Source organism: Eggerthella sinensis (assembly GCF_003339815.1).
GTDB classification, from domain to species: domain Bacteria; phylum Actinomycetota; class Coriobacteriia; order Coriobacteriales; family Eggerthellaceae; genus Eggerthella; species Eggerthella sinensis.
In genome coordinates this window covers 1-20958 of the sequence record NZ_PPTT01000042.1, presented here as the reverse complement: position 1 = coordinate 20958, position 20958 = coordinate 1, and the positions used below count along the sequence as shown (strand labels likewise).

The following is a 20958-nucleotide window of genomic DNA, read 5'->3' as shown; positions in this document are numbered from 1 at the left end:
GTGCGGGGGTGGCGGGGGCGTGCTAGGCTCCGGACATCGACTCGCTATCCGCGCCATCGTTTCAAGGAGCTCGCCCATGTCCGTACGAACCGCCCCCGCCCCGCACGCGCGCTCGCGCGCCGCACGTCTCGTCCTGCTCGCAGCCTCCGTCCTCCTGGCTCTCACGTTGTGCGCCGCGCCCGGCGCGGCGTTGGCCGCACCGGCGAACCCCTTCGAGGTCGCCGGCCCGGCCGACGCGTACACCTGGGACGGTGCGACGCTGCACGTGACGGGCGCGGACGTGACCGTCACGGGGATGGCCGCCGCCTCCGACCCCGCCGCCGCGGGCGACGTGACGGTGGAGGCGGGCGGCAGCCTGGCGGTGGGCGCGGGCGTGCGCATCGGCACGCTCGCGGTGGCCGGCGGCACGCTCGACCTGTCGGCCGTCGCGGCGGGCGAGCCGCTGGCGGTGGACGCGTGCTCCCTGGGCGGCGGCACGCTCGGCACGCTCGTGGCGCCGTTCGGGGCGACGTCGCTCGCGCAGCTCGTGGATGCCGGCTCCCTCGTGGCAAGCGACGGCATGAACGTGGTGGAGGACGGCGAGCGCATCGGCACCCTGCGAAGCGACGGCTCGTTCGCCATCACGGCCACGCGCGCGGTGACCTTCGTCGGATGGGACGGGGCCGTGCTCGAAACGCAGACGGTGCCGCTGTTCTCGGCGGCCGTCGCCCCCGAGGTCGCGTCGCCCGACGGCTTCGCGTTCACGGGGTGGGACCGCCCGTTCGACCGCGTCGTCGAGGACGCCACCGTCACGGCGCTCTTCGCGCCCGCGCCTGCGCCTGAACCGCAGCCCGCGCCCGACCCGCAACCTGAAAGCGCCCCTGCGCCGTCCTCGTCCTCGGGTTCCGCCAGCTCCTCCGGCGCCGCCGTGCCTTCCGCAAGCGCGGGCAACCCGCAGGCCCGCATCACGTCGAACGGCCCGCAGGCCCGCGTCGGCTCGTCGAAGGCGCTCGCCAAGACGGCCGACCCGCTGCCCGTCGCCGCCCTCGCCGGCGCGGCAGCCGTGGCCCTCGCCGCGCTCATCGTGGCTAAAAAACGCTCATAACCAGGTAAAACGCCAACAAGTAATCCTTTTCAGGTGAAGTTGCGCCCCGCGGCAGTATCGTTCTATTCGTGTGTCGCGCGCCTCCGCGCTCCCCTTCATGATACGAGGTGCACCAACAAGGTGGTGCGAAGGTCACGAAGGAAGGGGAACCAATGGAAGGGAACGCAACGAACAAGAAGACGGCGCGCGTCGGTCTGATGGCGCTCGTCGCGCTCGCGCTTGCGGCCATGTTCGCGCTGTCGGCATGCGCCGGCGGCGGCAAGGCCGCAGCGGAGGTGGCGGGGGAGGACCGCACGAACGCCAAGCAGGTGATCATGGCGGCGGGCGACCTGTTCACGATGATGGACATGGGCCTGACCGACGCGGACAGCCCCGCCACCATCTCGCAGGACGATCCCGCGTACGCCGAATTCTTCGACAAGCTGCTCCAGTATAAGAAGGTCGCCGACCTCGACGTGCAGGACGTCACCATCACGGTGTCCATCCAGGCCGTCCAGGCAAGCACGGCGCGCGAGGACAGCCAGCAGGTGAACTACCGCTACGCCGTTACGCAAGCCAGCATGAACGTGAACGGCACGGCGGTGTCCTACAACGCCGACAAGGGCTTTTCCAAAAACTAAGCGACGAATCGTATACGTGAAGGAGCACGATCATGGAGAACATTTCTCGTAGGAACTTCGTCACCTTGGGCGCCCTGAGCGCGGCCGGCGCCGCGGTGTGCGGCCTGGCCGGCTGCGCCCCGCAGAAGGCGGCGGACGGCGGCACCGCCGCAGCAGGCGCCGGCGCGGGCGGCGCGTCCGCGAAGCAGGGGACCATCAACTGCTCGGGCATCGAGGTGAACCCCGACGAGGTCATGGAGGTCATCCCCACCGACATCGTCATCGTGGGCGGCGGCTTCGCGGGCCTGGCCTGCGCCGTGCAGGCGGCCAAGAACGGCGACGACTTCATCCTGCTCGAGGGGCAGGCCACGCTCGGGGGCAACGGCCAGGGCGTGGAGGGCACGTTCGCCGTGGACTCCCGCTTCCAGAAGGAGCAGCAGGTGTCGTGCGACCGCTCCGTCATCATGCAGGAAGAGCTGGGCAAGGCGCAGTGGTGCCCGAACGGCCTGCTGTACAAGGACCTCATCGACGCGTCCGCCGACAACATCGAGTGGCTTGTGGACGAGTGCGGCTGCAAGCTGAGCGGCCTCATCGACAACTACCCGTGCGGCGCGACGTCGGGCAAGGTGGAGTCGTTCCACTGGTGGCAGGACGGCGCGGCCTACGTGGGCTACGTGCTGCCCATGCAGCAGCAGCTGCGCGACGCGGGCGCCGACATCCGTCTGAACAACCGCGCGCTCGAGTTCAGCTACGACGATGCGGGCGCGGTGAACGGCGTGTACGCCATCGACGCGTTCGGCGACCTCGTGCAGTACGAGGCCACGTTCGTGGTGCTGGCCACCGGCGGCTTCGCCAACGACGACAAGCGCCTGTCCAAGCACGGCTTCAACCTGGAAACGCTCGAGCGCATCGGCACCCCGGGGCACTTCGGCGACGGCGTGAACATGGTGCTGGCCGCCGGCGCGGCCGAGTTCACGGGCGTGTGCTACCTGAAGTACAACCGCATCAGCCACCAGGTGGAGGTGTTCGGCCCGCTGTGGACGGAGTTCTGCTTCGGCGGCCCCTTCCTCTGGGTGAACCAGGATTGCGACCGCTTCGTGGACGAGAGCCTCGTGTTCCGCGTGGAGAACCAGATCACGCAGTCGGCGCCCATCCACGAGCAGAACGGCATCGCCTACACGGTGTTCGACCAGGCCATCTTCGAGAAGCAGATTGCCGACGACAAGGCGAACGCCGACGAGTGGGGCGTCGACGTGGCGGCGCAGTGGGAGAAGATCATCAAGGAAGGCGACGACGGCTACCGCGCCGACACGCTCGACGAGGTGGCCGAGCAAGCCGGGCTCGACCCGGTGGCCCTCAAGGCGGCCGTGGACGACTACAACGCGAAGTGCGCCGCCGGCGTCGACGACATCTTCGGCAAGGAAGCGGAGTACCTGCTGCCCATCGAGACCCCGCCGTTCTACATCGGCCGCATCCACGAATGCATGGAAGGCCCGCTCGGCGGCGTGAAAACCGACCGCCAGTTTCGCCCCGTGCTCGAGGCGGGCGGCGTGATGGAGAACGTGTTCGCCATCGGGCTCGACGGCATCATGCTGTACCGAGACGTGTATCCCATGGACGTGCCCGGCTCGGCAAGCGCCGAGTGCCTCAACGGTGGACGCGTCGCCGCGAACCGGGCGCACGAGCTGCTGCGCGGCTAACCCGACCACCCATTCCCTCCCTGCGCGACGGGCCCGGCACCGATGGTTGCCGGGCCCGTCCGCGTGCGGGGGCGCGCCGGGTTCGCCCCCTTGCCTCGCGCTACTGCTTGAACGCCTCGATGGCGTCGAGCAGCTCCTGGCGATTGTGCAGGTTGCACTTCGTGTAGATGTGGCGCAGGTGGGTTTTCACCGTGTTCTCGGACAGCACGAGCATCTCGGCGATGTAGGGGGCGCTGCGGCCCTCGGCGAACAGGGCGAAGATGTCGCGCTCGCGCTTCGTGAGGCCGTAGGAGTCCGCGAAGCGGTCGAGGTGCGCGTCGCCCGCGGCATCGCCCTCGCCGTCCGCATCGCCCGCGGCATCGCCCCCGCCGTCCGCGTCGTCAACCTGCATCGCGTTCGCCTCGTCGACGCGCTGTCGGCGCCACAGCACCGTGCACAGCCGCGCGAGGCCCATGACGGCGATGAGCAGCAGGTAGCTCAGCACCATGAGCACCACGTTGTTCGCCGCGTTCGCCGCGCCGCCCAGCGCGGTGCCGATGAGCTGGCCGCCCAGGATGCCCGCCTGCTCGGCGCCCATGGCCACGGCGATGATGCGCAGCGAGGGCGTGCGCGTCGTGCTGCCGTAGAAGGCGATGAGCGTCCATACGAGGATGTCGAACCCGGCGTAGCCGATGGGGATGAACACGCGCGTGAGGCCCTGCACGTCGTTCGTGTACAGGCCGATGGTCATGGCCACCACGCCGAACACCATGAACGACAGGCAGGCGTTGAACAGGAGCTCCATGTGGCGGGCGAGGGCAGTGAGGCCGGCCACGAAGAACACGAGCGACACGATGCCGCGCAGCCCCACGATATCGAACACCGAGCTGGGCGCCGTCTCGGACGGCGAGAAGATCTCGAAGCTGCACATGAGCCCGAACGCGATGCAGAACACGAGGATGAACAGGGGGAAGCGCACGTCGACGCCCAGCACCTGCACCGGGGCGGGGCGCGTGCTGCGGTCGGGCGCGTCGCCCGCGGCCTCGTCCACGCGGTACAGCGCCACTTGCTGCAGGCGGGCGTCCGCCATGTAGAGCGCGCAGGACAAGAGCGGCAGGAGGGCGATGAACACGCCTTCGGCCACGGGGGTGAGCCCCTCGGCGAGGATGTTGAGCACGAGGCCGAGCGCCCACGCGCCCGAGATGTGCGTCATGGCCTTGACGGGCCCCTGCGCCACGCAGATGCGCCCCCACGACACGTTGAGCACGGCCATGGCGCATCCCGACACGAACGCGCTCGCCACGGTGGGCGCGGCGAGGCCGGCGCTGGCGGAAACGAGGATGGCGGCGTTGCCCGCGAACCCGAGCGCCGCCGCGACGACGGTGGCCTTCATGTTCCAGGGAGTGGCGGGGGCGCGTCGCGCACGCAGCGCGCAGACGACGAACACGGCCACGCTTGCGGCCAGCATGACGATGAACGACGTCTGCGCCAGGCTGAGCGCGCGGCTCAAGTCGCCGTCGCCCGGCGTCAGCGCGAAGTACAGCGCATCGCCGAACATCGCGTGATCCATCCACGACCAGAAAAAGCTTGCGCCGACGATGGCGAGCCAGGAGGACGAGCCGCTCAATACGTTGAAGTTCATGACACCGTTTCTTGAGAAGACGAACGCACTAGGCGCAATCATAGCACGACCGCCTGGCGACAACGAGAAGTTGCCCCCTCGTCAATGCATGCATGACGAGGGGGCGCGGTTCCCCGTGATACGCTTGCAGCGTTGAAACACGTGTTGAACGGAGCATCACCTCGAGGGGCATCAGCGAAGATGCCGGACCTTTTCGCGGCCCGGCATCGCATCAATTCGATTGACGGAGGGATCAACGTGCATACGTATACCGATCAGCAGGGGGAATCTGCCAACGCGTTCTCGCGCAGGATGTTCGTCAAGGGCGGCCTGGCCGCCAGCGTCGCCGCGCTTGGCGGCGCGGCGCTCACGGGCTGCGCCGCGGCGCCGGCGTCGTCGAAGCAGGCGCACGCCGAAAACACCGAGCCCGACAACGAGATCACCGCGCGGCTCGTGGAGCGCGTCCATGACGCGAACCTGCCCGACGCGGCGCCCATCATGCCGGTGGAACCGCCGGCATCGTGGGACGACGAGGCCGACGTGATCATCGTGGGCGTGGGAGGCGGCGGCATCGTGGCCACGGCGTTCCTCGCGCAGCAGGGGCTCAAGGTCATCGGCATCGAGAAGGAGGGCCAGGTGGGCGGTGCCAGCCGCCACGCCTGCACGTTCGCCAACGTGTTCGGCGGCTCGAAGGATCAAAACGAGCTCGAGTTCGGCGTGCCCACGTTCCCGCCCGACGTCAAGGCGTTCACGCGCATGTACGAAGAGCAGAACGCCTACTCCATCGACGAGAAGTTCCTCAGCAACCAGCTGCTCATGTCGGGCGCGGCTTGCGACTGGATCATGGAGCAGGACGGCATGAACATGGAGTGCTTCGGCCCCATCTGGCACGACGCCGACGTGCACAGCGGCAAGCAGAGCGTGGTGCTGGGCATGGACAATCCCACGAACGCCATGGAGGCCGTCGCGCTTGCCGCGGGCGCCGACATCCGCCTGTCCACGAAGTGCGAGAAGCTCGTGGCCGACGGCGGCCGCGTCGTGGGCATCGTTGCTAAGGGGCCTGACGGCGCTGAGCGCTTCCTCAAGGCGTCGAAGGGCGTCATCCTGTGCGCGGGCGGCTTCGGCATGAACCGCGACCTCATCCGCGCGTACCTCCCGAGCGCCTTCGAGGGCACCGTGCAGGGCGGCCCCATGCCGTCGCACACGGGCGAGGCCTTCCGCATGGGTCTCGGCATGGGCGCCGACTTCTCCGGGTTCGACTCGTGGAGCTGCTGGGAAGGCGCCATCGACGAGGAGACGGCCGGCGGCGACGGGCAGTTCTGGCACTACTTCTGGCACGGCGAGCGCCAGCTGTTCCACAACCCGTGGCTCATCATCGACAAGCGCGGCAACCGTCAGCCGTACTTCGCGGCCACGCAGGAACTGTTCGCGAACCCGGGCGGGCAGATGGGCGACTTGAGCAACTGCGCCGCGTGGATGTCGGCCGTGGGGCACCACGTGTACTCCATCTGCGATGCGAACTTCCCGACCACCGTGTTCGAGAAGAACGTGCTCACCGAAACCGGCACCGACCGCAACCGCATCCCCATCACCGACCCGAGCACGCTCATCGACACGAAGGGCCTCGTGTCGGCCGATTGGCTGAGCGAGGTGGACCAGGCGGTGGAGCGCGGCGCCGTGAAGAAGGCCGACACCATCGAGGAGCTGGCCGACATGCTGCTGCTCGATCGCGACGTGCTGACGCGCGCCGTCAAGGAGTACAACGAGCTGTGCGAGAAGGGCGTGGACGACGAGATGTCCACGCCGTACGATCCCTCGTGGCTCCATCCCGTGGTGCAGCCGCCGTTCTACGGCGCCATCGTGGGCAGCCAGATGGCCAAGACCATGTGCGGTCTGCGCACCGACGAACATCTGCAGGTCATGCGCGAGGACGGCACGCTCATCGAGGGCCTGTACGCCAACGCCACCACGGCCGGCGGCCTGTCGGGCGAGGCGAACTACGGATGCTTCTGGAACTCCACGGTGTTCGGCGGCGTGGGTACGAGCTGGATCACCGGCTGGATTGCCGCCAAGTCGCTGCTGGACGAGAAGTAGGACGCACGGGCGGGCGCGGGCGTGGGGAAGCGGGCCCGCGCCCGCTGCGCCCGCCCTCCGCTAGCGCCGCAGGCCGTTGCGGATGAAGCTGACCAGCTTGAGCGCGAGCGGCCCCGCAAGCGCCTCGCTGTACGCAAGGCAGAGCGGCAGCTCGATGCGGTCGCTCGGGTGGAACGGCATGAAGGCCGACTGCGGGTAGGCCGCTTCCATGAGCGGGTCGTAGGGCTGCAGGTGCACGCCGCCGCCCGCGCAGAACGCGTCGATGGCCCGGTCGTTGAGGGGCACCTCGCGAAAGATCGGGTTGAACCCGCGCTCGTGGCAGGCGGCGATGAAGCTGTTCGTGTACAGGTCGAAGTCGAAGGGGCTCCTGATGGGAACCCCTTCGAGGTCGGCGATGCGCACGGGAGCCTTCGCGCAGAAGGGGTTCTCGTGCAGCGTGATGACGCGCGTTTCCACGGGGCCGAGCGGCAGCAGCTTGATGCCGGGGCGCTTGTACGCGCCGTGGACGAACCCCAGGTCGATGGCGCCTTCTTCCAGCGCGTTGAACACGGCCGTGTCCGACATCTTGAAGGTGGACACGCTGCAGCCGGGCGTGCGCGCCGCGAACTCGTTGATGAGGGCCACCGCCTCGTGCCCGTCGTGGAAGAACAGGTAATCGAGGGGGAACGACTTGAACGCGATGGCGAGCGTCTCCTGCGGGCCCGCGCCCGCCTTGCGCGCCTGCATGCACCGGTCGATCTCGTCCACTTCGCCCAGTACGCGCTCGGCGTGCACGAGGATGTCCCTGCCGGCATCGGTGGGGCGCATGTGCTCGCCGCGGTCGAACAGCTCGAAGCCCGCTTCCTGCTCGAGCGAGCGGATGGCCTTGGAAATGGCCTGCTTCGACACATACAGCTCCTCCGAGGCCTTCGCCACGCTCCCGCACCGCGCCACCGCGGCCATGTACCTCAACTGGTGCAGCTCCACGGCGCGCCTCCTCTTCCGGCTTTCTGGCCGGCTCGAACTATCCGCGTCCCAGCTTGCCCTTCACTTTGGCCGCGAGCGAGCTGACGAAGGTCGCTTCGGGCACGTGCAGCTTGATGGACAGGCCGAACGTCACCACGAGCGCCACGATGCCGCCGGCCATGACGTACGCGAACGCCTGGGGGATCGACCCCGACAGCGGCGCCAGATACGTTTGCAGCGCGAACAGCACGCCGCCGCCCGCCGCCGCTCCCAAGCCGCCGAACAGCAAGCCGCTCGCGCACGCCTTCACCACCGAGCGCAGGCCGAACGGCCCGAGGCGGCGGCGCAGGTACACGAACAGGCACACGTCGGCCACCACGTAGAACAGCACCTCGGCCACGGCGATGATCTCGATGGGGAAGCGGTCGATGTGCGCCGCGCCGAACATCGTGAGCGCGATCTGCGCCGCGCCGGCCACGAAGTTGAAGGCGGCGAACACGCCCATCTTGCGCAGGCTCGAGAATATCTTCTGCAGGTACGTGTTCACGCCGTACACGGGCAGCGCGAACGCCAGCACCGCCATGTACGTGGCGATGGACGAGACGTTCTCCATGGTGAACGCCCCCGCGTGGTACAGCGTGACGAGCGGCAGCGAGAACACCATGAGGTAGAGGGCGAAGGGGATCATGAAGAACAGGATCTGGTTCGTACCGCCTATGATGCCGCGCTTCACGCCTTCGCCGTCGCCTTCGGCCTGCATCTCCGAGAGCTCGGTGAACATGGCGGTGGTGATGGGCACGGCGAGGAAGGCGTAGGGCAGCGTGAACCACTGGCGGGCGAAGAGCAGGATGGACGGGCCGTTGTCGGCGAAGCTGTAGGATGCCGCGTTCTGCACCGACACCACGATGAGCGAGCACAGCATGACGAACACGGCGGGGATGCCGAGGCCGAGCGTCTCGCGCAGCGCGGGGTCGCGGAAGTTGATGCGCGGGCGCACGCGGATGCCGTTCTTCTTGAGCGCCGGCAGCTGGATGGCCAGCTGGACGAACACGCCCAAGGGGTTGCCGATGGCGATGATGTAGAGCGCGAGCTCCTGGTTCTGCGGCGCCACGACGGCGTACAGGATGAACGTCGCGATGACGATGATGTTGTTCGCCACGGGGGCGATGGACGACCACAGGTAGTCGCGGTTCGCGTTGAGCAGGCCCGATACGATGGCCGTTGCGCCGTAGAGCACGATCTGTATGGCGAAGAACTGGAAGAAGAACACCGACTGGGTCATTTCCGACTGATCGGAGTAGAAGCTTTGCGTGTAGATGGCCACCGAGGGGAACGCGATGCAGAACGCCGAGACGATGCCGAGGAACAGCACCACGATGGTGAGCAGGTTCGAGGCGTACTCGTTGCCGGCCTGCTGCCCCAGCTTCTTCTTCACCGACATGTACACGGGCAGGAACGCCGTGACCAGCATGCCGCCCACCACCAGCTCGTAGAGCTGGTTCGGCAGGTTGTTCGCCACCTGGTACGAGCTGGACAGCAGCGTCGATCCCAGGGCGAAGGCCATGATCCAGGTGCGGGCGAAGCCGGTGATGCGCGAGATCATCACGCAGATGCTGATGAGCGCCGCCGACGAGCCGACGGCCGCCGTGGCGTCCTCGGGCTCGGGCTGCGGGGCGCGGGCGAGGGTGCGGTCGGCGCCGGCGTGCTTGCTGATGATGGGCAGCTCGGACGTGGAGCCGGCGAACGCCGCGCGCTCGGCGCGCGAACTGGGCACCGTGGGACGGGCGGCTGCGCGCGGGTCGGGCGTCGAGGGCTCGAACGGGTCGCGGCGCGGGGTGGTGCGATCGGCGCCCGCGTGGCGGCCGCCGATGTGGATTTCCGAGGTTTCGCCGGGCGCTGCGGTGCGCAGGCGCGCCTTCGCGCTGGCGGGGTCGAGCCGGGGTTGGGGCTTGGGCACCACCTGCTGCGCCACGGCCGCCGCGATGGCGGTGCGGTCGAGGCCGGCGTGACGGCCGCCCACGCGGATTTCCGAGGTGGAGCCGGGGTCGGCGGCGCGCGCGTGCGAGGCGCCAAGGCGCTGAGGAGCGGCGACGGGTTGCTCGAGTGCCGGTTCGGCAACGCGCGTGTGTTGAGCTCGTGCGAGCTTGTCGGACATGGACGGACGCTTCCTCATGCTTCGGATATAATGGCCCCATCATAGCAAACCCGGAAAGAGGACCCTCATGCACATCCTCATCGTACGCAATAATTCCAACTCGCAGGCGGTGGATGCATCGCTGCTGCTGGCCACGTATCTTGCGACGCAGGGCCTCGACTACACGCTGGTGGATTCGTCCGATCTCTCGTGCCGCTGCGACCACGACGACGTGAACGCGGCTCTGGCCGCGGGCGTGGCGATGACCGTCGTGCTGGGAGGCGACGGCACCATCCTGCGCACGGCGCGCCAGATCGGCACGGCGGGCGTGCCCATCCTCGGCATCAACTTCGGGCGCCTGGGCTTCTTGGCTAACTCGAGCGACGACGGCGTCATCGCCATCGTGTCGTCGGCCCTCGCGGGCGACGTGGTGGCCGAGCAGCGCACGAACCTGCGCATCGACGTGGTGTGCGAGGGCGAGGCGGACCCGTGGGACGACGAGAGCGATGCGCCGGCGTCCGACCTCGACAACCCCGCGCGCACGTTCTTCGCGCTCAACGAGCTGGCCGTGACGCGCGGCGCGAACGGCCGCATCATCGACTTCTCGCTGGACATCTCGGGCGCTCACATCGCCGACATGCGCGGCGACGGCCTCGTGGTGGCCACGGCCACCGGGTCGACGGCCTACGCGCTGTCCGCGGGCGGGCCGCTTGTGGCCCCCGGCTTCAACGGCCTCGTGGCCGTGCCGCTCGCGCCGCACACGCTGCACTCGCGCGCCATCGTGACGGCGGCCAACGACGTGGTGGAGATGGACCTGTCGCGCAACGCCGACACGCGCGAGGCCACCCTGTTCGCCGACGGCGAGCTGCTCACCTTCGACCTGCCCGTCAAGCGCGTCTACGTCGCCCGCGGCGCCGTGCCCACCACGCTGCTGCGCTACCAGCGAGAAGGCTTCTACGAGCACGCCGCCAAGGTGTTCTTCTAGAGGCTTGCCTAGGGCGTCCTTCTGAGAAGCGGCCGATTTTCCTCGACGCGGGGCGTGGCTCCGTGCAGCTCGCGGGCGAGCGTCAGCAGCTCCTGTTGGGAGTGGACGTCCGTCTTGGCGTAGATGTTGCGCACGTGGGTGTTCACGGTGTTGAGCGACAGCACCAGTTCGTCCCTGATGAACGGACGGCTGCGTCCGGCCAGGAGGTACCCCAGGATCTCGCGTTCCCGCGGCGACAGGCCGTAGCGTCGCGCGAACGTGCCGGCCTGCTCCACGGCAACGCCGTCGATGATCTTGGCCGACGACGAGGCGAACACGAACATGGTGCCGTTCGCCGTCTCGTCTTTGGACACGGCGCGCTCGGGCTGCGCCACGAGATCGTCCGCATCGACGCCCCAGGCCATCATCGCGGCCATGAGCGCCACCATGAGCAGGGGCGCGCAGGCAAGGACGCCCGATTCGGCGATGCTCTCCAAGGCCCAAAGCCCGCAGGCCGAGCCGCCGGCGGCACCGATGCCGATGCACGCGAACAGGGGCAGCAGCACCTGGCCTGCCGGAATATCGCGCGCCCGCGCGAACTTGCACACGACGATCATGAAGCACAGCTGAATGCCCACGAGCCCTACGAAGCTCACGGTGAACGCGATGCGGCTCAGGTTCGCATCGTGGAAGAACATCATCGCGTACCCGAGGCACATGAACGGAAGCACCCATCGATACGTGGTGAACAGCCCGATCTTCCGGGCGTTGCGCAGCGTCATGCAGCAGAAGGCCACGGCCAGGATGCCCGCGCAGGCGAAGGGCAGCAGGTAGTGGTCGAACCGGTCGGTGAAGTAGGTGGGCGACACGCAGCTGCGGAAGAAGGCGAAACTGAACCACAGCATGACGAACAGGGCGCACGTCTTCCACAGCCCTTTGGCGTTGCGGTAGAAGCCGCATCCGAAGCCCTTGACGTTCAGCCTGCTGTCGCGGCACGCGGGGACAGCCGTCCCCAGCAAGCCCGTCCGCTCGCCGCTCGGGGTCTCGTGCTTTTGCCGATTGAACGAGCGCGCGGCGATGGCCACGGACACGAGCGGCAGCGCGGCGATCACCACGACGGAAACGAGGTTCTTCATGGCCACGAGAGGAAGGTAGAGGGCGAGCGCCACCAAAAACGCGGCCGGCACCGAGAACTCGATGATGCCTTCGTGGTACGTTTTGAGCGCATTCGTCCACAGCAGCAGGAGAAACGGCATGGACATGCCGGCCAGAGCCGCGCCGACGAACACGAGCTGTCGGTCGACGGGTTCCATCATGTAGCTGGCGAAAATGAGCACCGTTGCCATCGACGCGCATCCCGCTGCCGCGAAGCCCCAGCTGCGCGCGCCGCCGATGCGTCGTCCCCGTCGCATGCAGACGAACAGCGCGATGCAGGTGGCCGCCGAGGCCAGCATGGACACCACCCAGTACTGCTCCGATTCGCGGATGGTCCAATCGGGCCAAACGAGCACGCAGGAGTAAAACGTGCAGTAGTACCAGGCGAGCAGCAGCCCCATGCCCACCGGGCCCTGTGCGAACGTGCGCACGGTCGTCGCCAAATCGTCGGTGTGCTTCAACCCGCCCATAGGGTCCCCCCTTTTGCATCATCCCCGAGCTTCATTATAGCCGCTTCCTGCGGAAAGCCCCTTTTCGCGGCATGTTTTCACCAGATTATGGTGAGGGGTGATACGGCCTTTTTCCCTTTTACCCATATCCTGCGATGGGCAGGCGGCGCGCGCTGATGGAGCATGCGATGAGCGGCTCGCAACCAATCGGTCGGGCCGGGGACGAGGAAAGGGGAAGGTATGCACGCATCGGATACACGGCCGTTGACGCTCGACCGCCGACGCTTCTTGCAAGTGACGGCAGGCGCGGGCGTGGCAGCGGCGGCGGGGCTCGGCCTTGCGGGCTGTGCGGGGAAGCCGCGGGAGCGTGAGCCCGAAGCGGCTCCCGAGCCGCGGAGGGGCAACCCCGTCGAGGCCATCGTCGATCCCTCGACGGGAAGCGTCGAGGTGAACGAAGACGTGATCGTGCGCTACAGCGCATGCCTGGGCTGTTACAGCTCGTGCGGCAACCGCGTTCACATCGATCGCGCGACGGGCAAGATGTTCGGCGTCGGCGGTAATCCGTACAACCCGAACAACGCCTATCCGTATCTCGACCACACCGAGCCGCTCGAAAGCGCATACCGCTCCATGAGCCTTGCGGCGGGCGGGCAGAACGTGCACGGGGCGTTGTGCGGCCGCGGCAACGGAACCTGGGACGCGTACCGCCAACCCGATCGCATCACCGTGCCGCTCAAGCGCGCGGGCAAACGCGGTGAGGGGAAGTGGAAGCCCATCGGCTGGGATCAGCTCATCGAGGAGCTGTGCGAGGGCGGCAAGCTGTTCGCCGACCTCGGGGAAGATCGCGAGATCGAAGGGTTCCGCGCGCTGCACGATACGAGCACGCCGCTCGATCCCGACGCGCCCGAGCTGGGGCCGGTCGCGAACCAGCTGGTCATGCTGGGCAGCCGCGGCGACGGTCGCTCGGGAGTGGGCAGCCGCTTCTCGTCGGCGTTCGGCACCAAGAACAACATCGGCCACGGCGCGACGTGCGGCGGGTCGGAGAACGCCGGCTTCTACGCCATCGAGGAGTCGTACCGCGCGCTGTGCGCCGATTTCACTGAGAGCGAATACGTCATCTGCTGCGGTATGTTCCCCGGCGCGAACGGCAAGAGCATGCAGGGCATCGCCCATTGGGCCTCGGCTGCGCTGGCCGCCGGCACGGCGAAGATCGACATCGTGGACCCGGCGCTCGGCAACGGCGTGGCCACCACCGCCATGGAGAACGTGCGCTGGCTCCCCATCACCACGGCCACGAACGCCGCATTCGGCATGGCGCTCATCCGCATCATCATCGAGAACGGCACGTACAACGAAACGGCGCTGTCCTTCCCGTCGCAGGAGGCGGCCGTGGCCGGCGGCTACGCTGCGTTCAGCAACGCGAGCTACCTGGTGGTCGAAGACGAAGGGCACGAACGCTACCGCATGTTCCTGCGTGCCGAGGATGCGGGGATGGAAACGCCCGCGCCCGCCGTCGACGACGACAAGAAGAAGGACTATTTCGTCGTCATCAATGCGAGTGCGGCGCAGCCCGCTCTGCACACCGTGTGCCAGCAAGCAGCCATCGATTACGAGGGCGAGGTCAACGGCGTGCGCGTGCGCTCCGCGTTCTCCCTGTTGAAGGAGTCGGTGCTCGAACGCACGGTGGAGGAGTACGCGGCCATCTGCGGCGTGCCCGTCGAGGAGCTCGAGCGCATGGCCGCGGAGTTCACGTCCCACGGCACGAAGGCGGCCTTCTGCGGCCTCTTCGGAGGGTCCGCCCAGGCCAACGGGTCGGATGCCACGTTCATCTATCCCATCATGAACGCGCTCATCGGGTCCAACAACATGCGGGGCGGCATGGTTCCCCGCCGGGAGAGCGGCGACGCGTTCGGCGACAAGACGCGCTACCGGCTGTCCTCCATCAAGGACCAGCCGAAGGCGTCGGGCGCATCCATCGCGCGCACGGGCGTGGCGTGGGAAGACACCTCCGAATACAAGCGCCGCGCCGCAACCGAGGAGAACCCCCGACCGAAGCTGCCGTGGTATCCCGTGACGGGTTCCGCCGATAACCAGGCCATCTGCTCCATCGCGAATGCCTATCCCTACCAGGCGAAGATCACGTTCACTTGGATGGCCACGCCCCTGCAAGCGTCGTCGGGTGCCCTGCGCGCGCCCATCATGGACGCGCTGAAAGACGTCGACGTGGTACCGCTCGCCGTCACCTGCGACGTGGTGATGGGCGAATCGGCGCAGCTATCCGACTACGTCATCCCCGATACCACGCCCTACGAAAGCTGGGGCGTGCGCACGCAGGAAGGCTACTGGAACGGCAAGGGCAACACGGTGCGCTGGCAGGCGGTTGAACCGGAGACCATGGTACTGCCCGATGGTCGCCATGCCAGTTACGAGGCGTTTCTGTGCGATATGGCGAAGCGGCTCGAGCTTCCCGGTTTCGGCGACAACGCCATCGAAAGCGCTGACGGAACGCCCTTTGCCTTCAACGACGCATCGGATTACTTCTTGAAGGCGGTGGCCAATCTGGCCTACTCCGGCAACGACCCTGTGCCCGACATCGCGGAAGACGAGGCGCACGTGCAGGGCCTCGACGAGCTGCCCGCATCGTGGAAGCAAGCCGTGACGGAGGAGGAGTGGCCGAAGGTGCTGCAGGTGCTGTCGCGCGGCGGGCGCTTCTGGCCGCTTACGGACGCCTACGACGACCAGGGCCGCTCGGCGTACGCCGCCAGCTACCAGACGTGCTTCTACAGCGAAAGCAAAGGGTCGGCGAAGAACCTGTACACGGGCGACTACGAGAGCGGCGTGCTGCATTGGCAACCCGAAACCTGCGCCGACCGCACGCTGTTGCGCGATTTGTACCCGAAGGAGGAGTGGCCGTTCGCGTCCACGAACTACAAGCCGAAGTTCCGGTCGATATCCATGCTGGCCAACAGTCCCGTCATGCAGCAGATCGCGTCCGAGAACTTCGTGGAGATGAACGCCGAGGACGCCGTGTCGCTGGGCATCGCGAACGGCGACGACGTGGAAGTGGAGAACCCCACGGGCGACGTCATGCGCGCGCCGGCGCTCGTGCGCGGCGGTATCGCGTCGGGCACGTTCGCCGTGGCGTACGGCTACGGGCACGTGGCCTACGGCGCGCAGGATGTGGAGATCGACGGCGAGAAGCGTCCCGGCAATCCCGCCATCGCTGCCGGCATCCACCTGCAAACCATGTTGGATCCGCAGGTGGAAGGCGTGCTGCCCCTGTCCGATCCCGAAGCCGCCACCCCGGGACGTTCGGGCGGCGCGTACCGCATCAAGAAAGCCTCAGGAGGAACACTATGACGCAGTCATCGGCCTCTGCCGCGCCTCGGTTCGGCATGCTCATCAATCTGGCCACGTGCGTGGGATGCAACGCGTGCGCCGTCGCCTGCAAGATGGAGAACGAAACCCCCACCGCTTGCTTCAACACCTGGGTGGAGTCGTGGGATACGGGCGCCTATCCCGATGTTCGGCGCGCGAACCTCTCGAAGCTGTGCAACCATTGCGAGGATGCTCCGTGCCAGGGCGCGTGCCCGACGGGCGCAACCTATACCGTCGACGAGGGCGTGGTACTGGTGAACGCCGGCGACTGCATCGGCTGCAAAAGCTGCATGACGGCCTGTCCCTACGGCGCGCGCTGGTACGACGAGGAGCGGAACGTGGTGGGGAAGTGCACGTTCTGCTACCACCGTACGTCGAAGGGCATGCAGCCCAAATGCGTGAGCACGTGCATCACGAACTCGCGCCTGTTCGGCGACTTGAACGACCCCGAAAGCGACATCTCCCGCCGCCTGGCCGAGGTGGACGCCGAGCGGCTCCATGCCGAATTGGACGGCGAGGTGGCCGTCTACTACCTCGGACTGTCCGCAACCCAGGAGGCGCCCGCGGCGTCCGGCGTCTGCCGCGGCGGCGTGCCCGTCGGCAACTGATACCCCTCCCTCCCTTTGCGCGGGGATGCGGCGCCTCGGCGCCCCGTCCCCGCGCGCGACTTCCAAGGAGTGCGCTCATGACCTCGCCCACCATTGATTCGCTTCGTGCGGAAACTTATGCAGCGCTCGCCTTCGCGCTGATCAACGTGCCGACGCGCGACACCGAGGCGCTCGTCGAGCGGCTTGGGGAGGCGGCGGGGCTGCCGTGCGCCCCGAACGGAGATCGCGAGGCGCTCGACCCTGGTGCGCTTGAGCAGGAGCTGTTTGATCGCACCGTCGTGCCGTGCTCGCCGACGTACGTCCCCTTGTTCGAGCAGGCGGTGCGCGGGGCCGAGCGCCGGGGCGAGGTGTGGCGGTTTCCCGCGGTGACCGGGTCGCACAGCCTTCATGTGGAGCGTTGCTACCGGCGGGTCGGATTCGAATATCGCAACCTGGCGGGACAGCCGGAAATCGTCGCGTCGCTGCACGCCGACTCGTTGGCCGTCGAGTGCGCCTTCATGGCGTTCCTGCTCCTGTCGGACGACGGGTGCGCTCGCGCCCGAGCCGACGAATTCCTCAAGCAGCATCTGGGTTGCTGGGTGGAGAAAGCGGCCGTCATCTGTTCGGAGCGGAGCGACGACCGCTACGCCCGCATCGTGCGCCTCTGCGCCCTCTACGCAAAAGCCGACGCGCTGCAAGCCCCCTAAAGCCACAACCGATACGCGGTGCCGGAGGCGAAGTCGACGAACTGGAGGCAGAAATCGGACGGGTCGAGCTGGTCGAACGCGCTCTGGTCGACGAGGACGTTCTTGTTGATCTTGAACGGCAGGATGAGCGTCTGCGACTCGCCGGGTTCAATGGAGAGCAATTCCTCGCGATTGTAGTTCTCGTTCGCGAAGACGAACGCGTCGTCGAGCACAGCGCCCGCTCCCAGGCTGTCATCGATGTAGCCGAGGTTCTCGCTCCACAGCGTGACGTGATTGAGGGGAAGCTTGTACCACTGCGTGATCAGCTCGTCCGTGTTGTTCGTGATGTTCACCGTACATGCTATCCTCCTTCGGTCGATGATGGTCGAAGCGAGGGCTCCGATCTGGCTCGAACCTATCACCGCGCGCGCCCCGGCGACAACGGTGATTTAATTCACCCCTGCGCTGATCTGGGTTGCATGGTATCGTTGACGGCGGTAAAGGGCGGTCGAGGGGCACCTCGATTCACGAGAGGGACGGGGCATGGCAGATCTGCTGGCTACGGCAATCATACTGGTGAGCGTCGGCGTGACGTTCTGCTTGGGATGCTGCGCAATCGTACGCGTCGCGTACCTCGACGGTCATTCCCGATCGGACGTCCTCGTGGCATTTTACCGGGTTGTGGTGTTCGCCGGGGCGGTCGTTGGCTGTCTTGCCTTCAGCGAAGCGTACGGTGATGAGGCTGCCGCTCTGTTTTCTGTGCTCCTGTGCGCATGCTCGACGTTGGTGGGTGGGGTTCTGCGGAAGGCGTGGGGACGTTCCGAGGCGTTCGATGTGCAGCAGGTTGAGGAACTCAGGGCTTTGGTCGATCGGTATCGGGAGGGGGAGGAGTCGCTCGAGGCGCGTTGCGCGCGGGCGGCGCGCACCTACGATCTCACGCGCCGCGAGGAGGAGATTCTGGCGTTGCTGCTGCAGGGTCGCACGCGTTCCGAGATCGCGCGCGAGCTGTTCGTGTCGGGCGATACCGTGAAAACGCATATACGCAACCTCTACCGAAAAACGGGTGTAGCAGGAAAAGACCAGCTTGTCGAAGCCCTGGGTGCGCGCGGGTGACACTCGGCTGTGCTTGATGGTCAAATTCTCGATACAGGATAATAAAATTCCTGATCATATGGGTAATAACGTCATGTTCCAAAAAAGTTGAACTCGCTCCAATTATTCCGCTCAACTCCATTGACTTACCATCCCCCGTGGCGTATCTTAGCGTACTAAGTTCCCATGTTTATAACAGGGGGGCTTCCAATAAAAGGGGTATTGTACGTATGAGCAAGCAAGAGACGACGAGCACGCAGAGCCTTCCAGTAGATGACGTCGAACCAAGCGGTTCCGACGTCCCTTCTGATCCGGCGTCTGCTTCGAGTGCAGCCGACCCCGGGGCCTCCAAAACCACGTCTTCAACATCCAAAGCCGCCGCCGAAGCTGCCAAGAAAACCGGCAAGATTCTCGGTATGTCCAAGCACGTATTCGCCGGTTTGATCGCCGTCGTTGCCGTCGCCGGTGCCGTCACGGCCGGCGTCGTGTTGACGCAGCAGCCTGCGCTCGAGGATTGGTACGACTCGAACGCGTCTCAGGGACAGTTCGAGGGCAAGTCGAAGGAAGAAATCCAGGCAGCGCTCAACGAAGAGGTTGCCAAGGGCATGATGAACATTTCCATCGCCGCGTCGATCAGCTTCCCCGACGGCGCGTCCGAGGGCGAAGCCCGCATCGAGAACATCGCCGCCAACCCCATGGACCAGAAAGTGGTCATCACGCTGAAGGACACGGGCGAGACGGTATACGAGTCTGCCGCTCTTGCACCTGACCAGCACATCCAGAACATCACGCTCACCAAGGATCTCGATCCCGGTGATTACGCTGCCGTTGCTACGTTCACGGGCTACGATCGTGAAACGCATAAGCAGACCGGCCAAGCGGCCGCTGAAATTGTTATTCACGTAGAAGGCTAAGGGGCCTTCCGCAAGAGGATACGTAGAGCATATTTGGCAACGTAATGGCATGAGAGAAAGGGAACGATGATGAGGATTTCGAATTTGAAAAAAGGCGTCGTAGGCGTATGCGCAGCAACGATGCTAGCAGGAATGTGCGCGGTCCCGGCGTTTGCAGAGGATACGACTTTCAATGACGGTACCATGACAAGCACTGTTACCGCCAACACGACAGCGCTTGGGCAGATCAACGTTACCGTCCCCACCCCTGATTTGAGCGGCGTTGCCGCCACTGATGGGACGTTGGTATTCGGTGACTACAAGTTTACCAACCATTCGACGTTGGGCATTAAGGTTGCTAAAATGACTGTTACGAAGGATGCGAGCGCAAATCTTGTAAAAGCGGATGCCGTGACAGGCGACAACGCGATCAACGTGAAGGCCACAATCGGTACCACGGTAGCCGATCTTGTTGACTATATGGGTGCTGACCAGGCAGTTGCAGACGCTCCGACCATTGCGAAGGATGCTGTAAGCACTATCACTTTCACCGGCAGCATTGCTAATGCCACCAAGGATGGTATTAACGCAAGCCTGCCCGTCGCAAGTATCGTTTGGACGTTGGAAACCGTTTAATCGTTTTGCTTCATGGCGAAGCCGGCATTACATAGCATCGTACTGCGGAAAGCCGCACCCCGGTTGGGTGCGGCTTTCTTGCTCTGCTTCGGTATTTTGTGGCCGGCGCCGCTTTCTTTTGCGGCTTCGGAGCCGGCTGCTGCGGAAACGCCGAAGAGCGCCGAACCCGAACCTCAGCCGGAGGTTTCGACCCCGGCACCCGAGCCTCCGGACAATGTGATGGTGGCTCCTCCGGCCGTTGAGCCGACGCCGACGCCCGAGCCGGAGCCTGCTCCGGAGACGCCGACGGTGCCGGACCACGAGCGCGCGTGGCCTATCGGCCAGGACGAGGCCGCTGCGGTGGTGGCCGAGTTGTGGGACGATGGGACGTTCGTGATCGACGGCGACGGCAAGGCCGTCGGCTTCGAGACCGTCGAGGACGTGCCGTGGCTCGCCGAGGGGTGGGGCGACGATATCAAGCGCGTGATCTTCGCCGACAAGGTGGAGGCCGAGAGCTTGGCACACTGGTTCGAGGGGTGCGCGAATCTCGCTGAGGTCGCGAACGTTCCGAAGGACGTCAAGGACATGACGCGCGCGTTCTTCGCCTGCCCGAAGCTGGTCGAGCTGCCCGACGAGTTCGAGCTTGCGGACAAGGCCGAGACGGAGGAATGCTTCGGCTTCGAGGACGCAACGAACGCTGCCGACGCGCTTTTGACCACCATCTATCGCGGCACGAACGACAACGTGCTGGCGTACGCGTGGGAGCTTGACGGCCGCGAGCTCGTCAATCCCGATGCGCCGGTACCGCCTGCAATCGACGACCCGGAGGTTCCCGAGGCACCTGCAACACCCGAGACGCCCGAGACCCCGGAAGTACCCGAGACGCCCGACGAGGACGACCCCTTCGTCGATGAGCCGCCGCTCGAGGAGGCCACCGACCCCGCCGAGCCGGCCGTCGACCCCACCGATCCCGAACCCAATCC

At 66.3% G+C, this 20958-nt stretch carries 16 protein-coding genes and 1 pseudogene; 12 read left to right on the top strand and 5 right to left on the bottom strand.

Annotated elements, in window-relative coordinates; translation table 11 throughout:
- Positions 1-76: 76 nt before the first annotated feature.
- The 3 genes from C1876_RS16310 to C1876_RS16300 all read left to right on the top strand — a co-directional run bounded on the left by C1876_RS16310 (position 77) and on the right by C1876_RS16300 (position 3383).
- Complete coding sequence (locus C1876_RS16310; protein ID WP_114547783.1) at positions 77-1084, top strand: hypothetical protein; 1008 nt, start codon at positions 77-79, stop codon at positions 1082-1084.
- 152 nt (positions 1085-1236) lie between these two features.
- A complete protein-coding gene (locus C1876_RS16305) occupies positions 1237-1704 on the top strand; it encodes a hypothetical protein (RefSeq protein WP_114547782.1) in 468 nt (155 codons plus the stop codon).
- A gap of 32 nt (positions 1705-1736) precedes the next feature.
- Positions 1737-3383 carry an FAD-dependent oxidoreductase gene (locus C1876_RS16300; protein ID WP_114547781.1) on the top strand — a complete coding sequence of 549 codons (1647 nt, stop codon included), beginning with the start codon at positions 1737-1739 and terminating at the stop codon, positions 3381-3383.
- A 100-nt stretch (positions 3384-3483) separates the two neighbouring features.
- On the opposite strand, the gene C1876_RS16295 is transcribed toward C1876_RS16300, so the two are convergent.
- Positions 3484-5004, bottom strand: a complete 1521-nt coding sequence (locus C1876_RS16295; protein WP_114547780.1) for a helix-turn-helix transcriptional regulator — start codon at positions 5002-5004, stop codon at positions 3484-3486.
- A gap of 237 nt (positions 5005-5241) precedes the next feature.
- On the opposite strand from C1876_RS16295, the gene C1876_RS16290 reads away from it, so the two are divergent.
- Positions 5242-7077, top strand: coding sequence for an FAD-binding protein (locus tag C1876_RS16290; RefSeq protein WP_227112976.1), 1836 nt, complete (start codon positions 5242-5244; stop codon positions 7075-7077).
- 60 nt (positions 7078-7137) lie between these two features.
- On the opposite strand, the gene C1876_RS16285 is transcribed toward C1876_RS16290, so the two are convergent.
- Complete coding sequence (locus C1876_RS16285) at positions 7138-8043, bottom strand: LysR family transcriptional regulator (RefSeq protein ID WP_114547779.1); 906 nt, start codon at positions 8041-8043, stop codon at positions 7138-7140.
- A 37-nt stretch (positions 8044-8080) separates the two neighbouring features.
- Complete coding sequence (gene murJ / locus C1876_RS16280; protein ID WP_114547778.1) at positions 8081-10177, bottom strand: murein biosynthesis integral membrane protein MurJ; 2097 nt, start codon at positions 10175-10177, stop codon at positions 8081-8083.
- Between the two features lie 67 nt (positions 10178-10244).
- On the opposite strand from murJ, the gene C1876_RS16275 reads away from it, so the two are divergent.
- Positions 10245-11141 carry an NAD(+)/NADH kinase gene (locus tag C1876_RS16275; RefSeq protein ID WP_114547777.1) on the top strand — a complete coding sequence of 299 codons (897 nt, stop codon included), beginning with the start codon at positions 10245-10247 and terminating at the stop codon, positions 11139-11141.
- Between the two features lie 8 nt (positions 11142-11149).
- On the opposite strand, the gene C1876_RS16270 is transcribed toward C1876_RS16275, so the two are convergent.
- Positions 11150-12745, bottom strand: a complete 1596-nt coding sequence (locus C1876_RS16270) for a response regulator transcription factor (RefSeq protein WP_114547776.1) — start codon at positions 12743-12745, stop codon at positions 11150-11152.
- Between the two features lie 219 nt (positions 12746-12964).
- Here C1876_RS16270 and C1876_RS16265 point away from each other — a divergent pair, with 219 nt between their 5' ends.
- The 3 genes from C1876_RS16265 (at position 12965) to C1876_RS16255 (ending at position 17396) form a co-directional block, all read left to right on the top strand.
- Positions 12965-16084 carry a molybdopterin dinucleotide binding domain-containing protein gene (locus tag C1876_RS16265; RefSeq protein WP_114547775.1) on the top strand — a complete coding sequence of 1040 codons (3120 nt, stop codon included), beginning with the start codon at positions 12965-12967 and terminating at the stop codon, positions 16082-16084.
- Positions 16081-16710 (top strand): 4Fe-4S dicluster domain-containing protein, encoded by a 630-nt coding sequence (locus C1876_RS16260; protein WP_114547774.1) that lies wholly within the window; start codon positions 16081-16083, stop codon positions 16708-16710. Before C1876_RS16265 ends, C1876_RS16260 begins: the two co-directional genes overlap by 4 nt.
- Before the next feature lie 77 nt (positions 16711-16787).
- Positions 16788-17396 (top strand): molecular chaperone TorD family protein, encoded by a 609-nt coding sequence (locus tag C1876_RS16255; RefSeq protein ID WP_114547773.1) that lies wholly within the window; start codon positions 16788-16790, stop codon positions 17394-17396.
- Here the strand turns inward: C1876_RS16255 and C1876_RS16250 are convergent.
- On the bottom strand, positions 17393-17728 hold the full coding sequence (locus C1876_RS16250) for a hypothetical protein (RefSeq protein WP_244910185.1): 336 nt from the start codon (positions 17726-17728) through the stop codon (positions 17393-17395). The two genes, C1876_RS16255 and C1876_RS16250, sit on opposite strands and share 4 nt — an antisense overlap.
- Before the next feature lie 190 nt (positions 17729-17918).
- Here C1876_RS16250 and C1876_RS18165 point away from each other — a divergent pair, with 190 nt between their 5' ends.
- From C1876_RS18165 to C1876_RS16230, 4 genes and pseudogenes are all read left to right on the top strand, one after another.
- A complete protein-coding gene (locus tag C1876_RS18165) occupies positions 17919-18488 on the top strand; it encodes a helix-turn-helix transcriptional regulator (protein WP_114547772.1) in 570 nt (189 codons plus the stop codon).
- Positions 18489-18697: 209 nt separating this feature from the next.
- Positions 18698-19381 (top strand): hypothetical protein, encoded by a 684-nt coding sequence (locus C1876_RS16240; protein WP_114547771.1) that lies wholly within the window; start codon positions 18698-18700, stop codon positions 19379-19381.
- A 69-nt stretch (positions 19382-19450) separates the two neighbouring features.
- Positions 19451-19996: a hypothetical protein gene (locus C1876_RS16235; RefSeq protein WP_148044602.1), complete on the top strand. Its 546-nt coding sequence runs from the start codon at positions 19451-19453 to the stop codon at positions 19994-19996.
- Between the two features lie 219 nt (positions 19997-20215).
- Positions 20216-20958, top strand: a pseudogene (locus C1876_RS16230) (hypothetical protein); the annotation flags it as partial.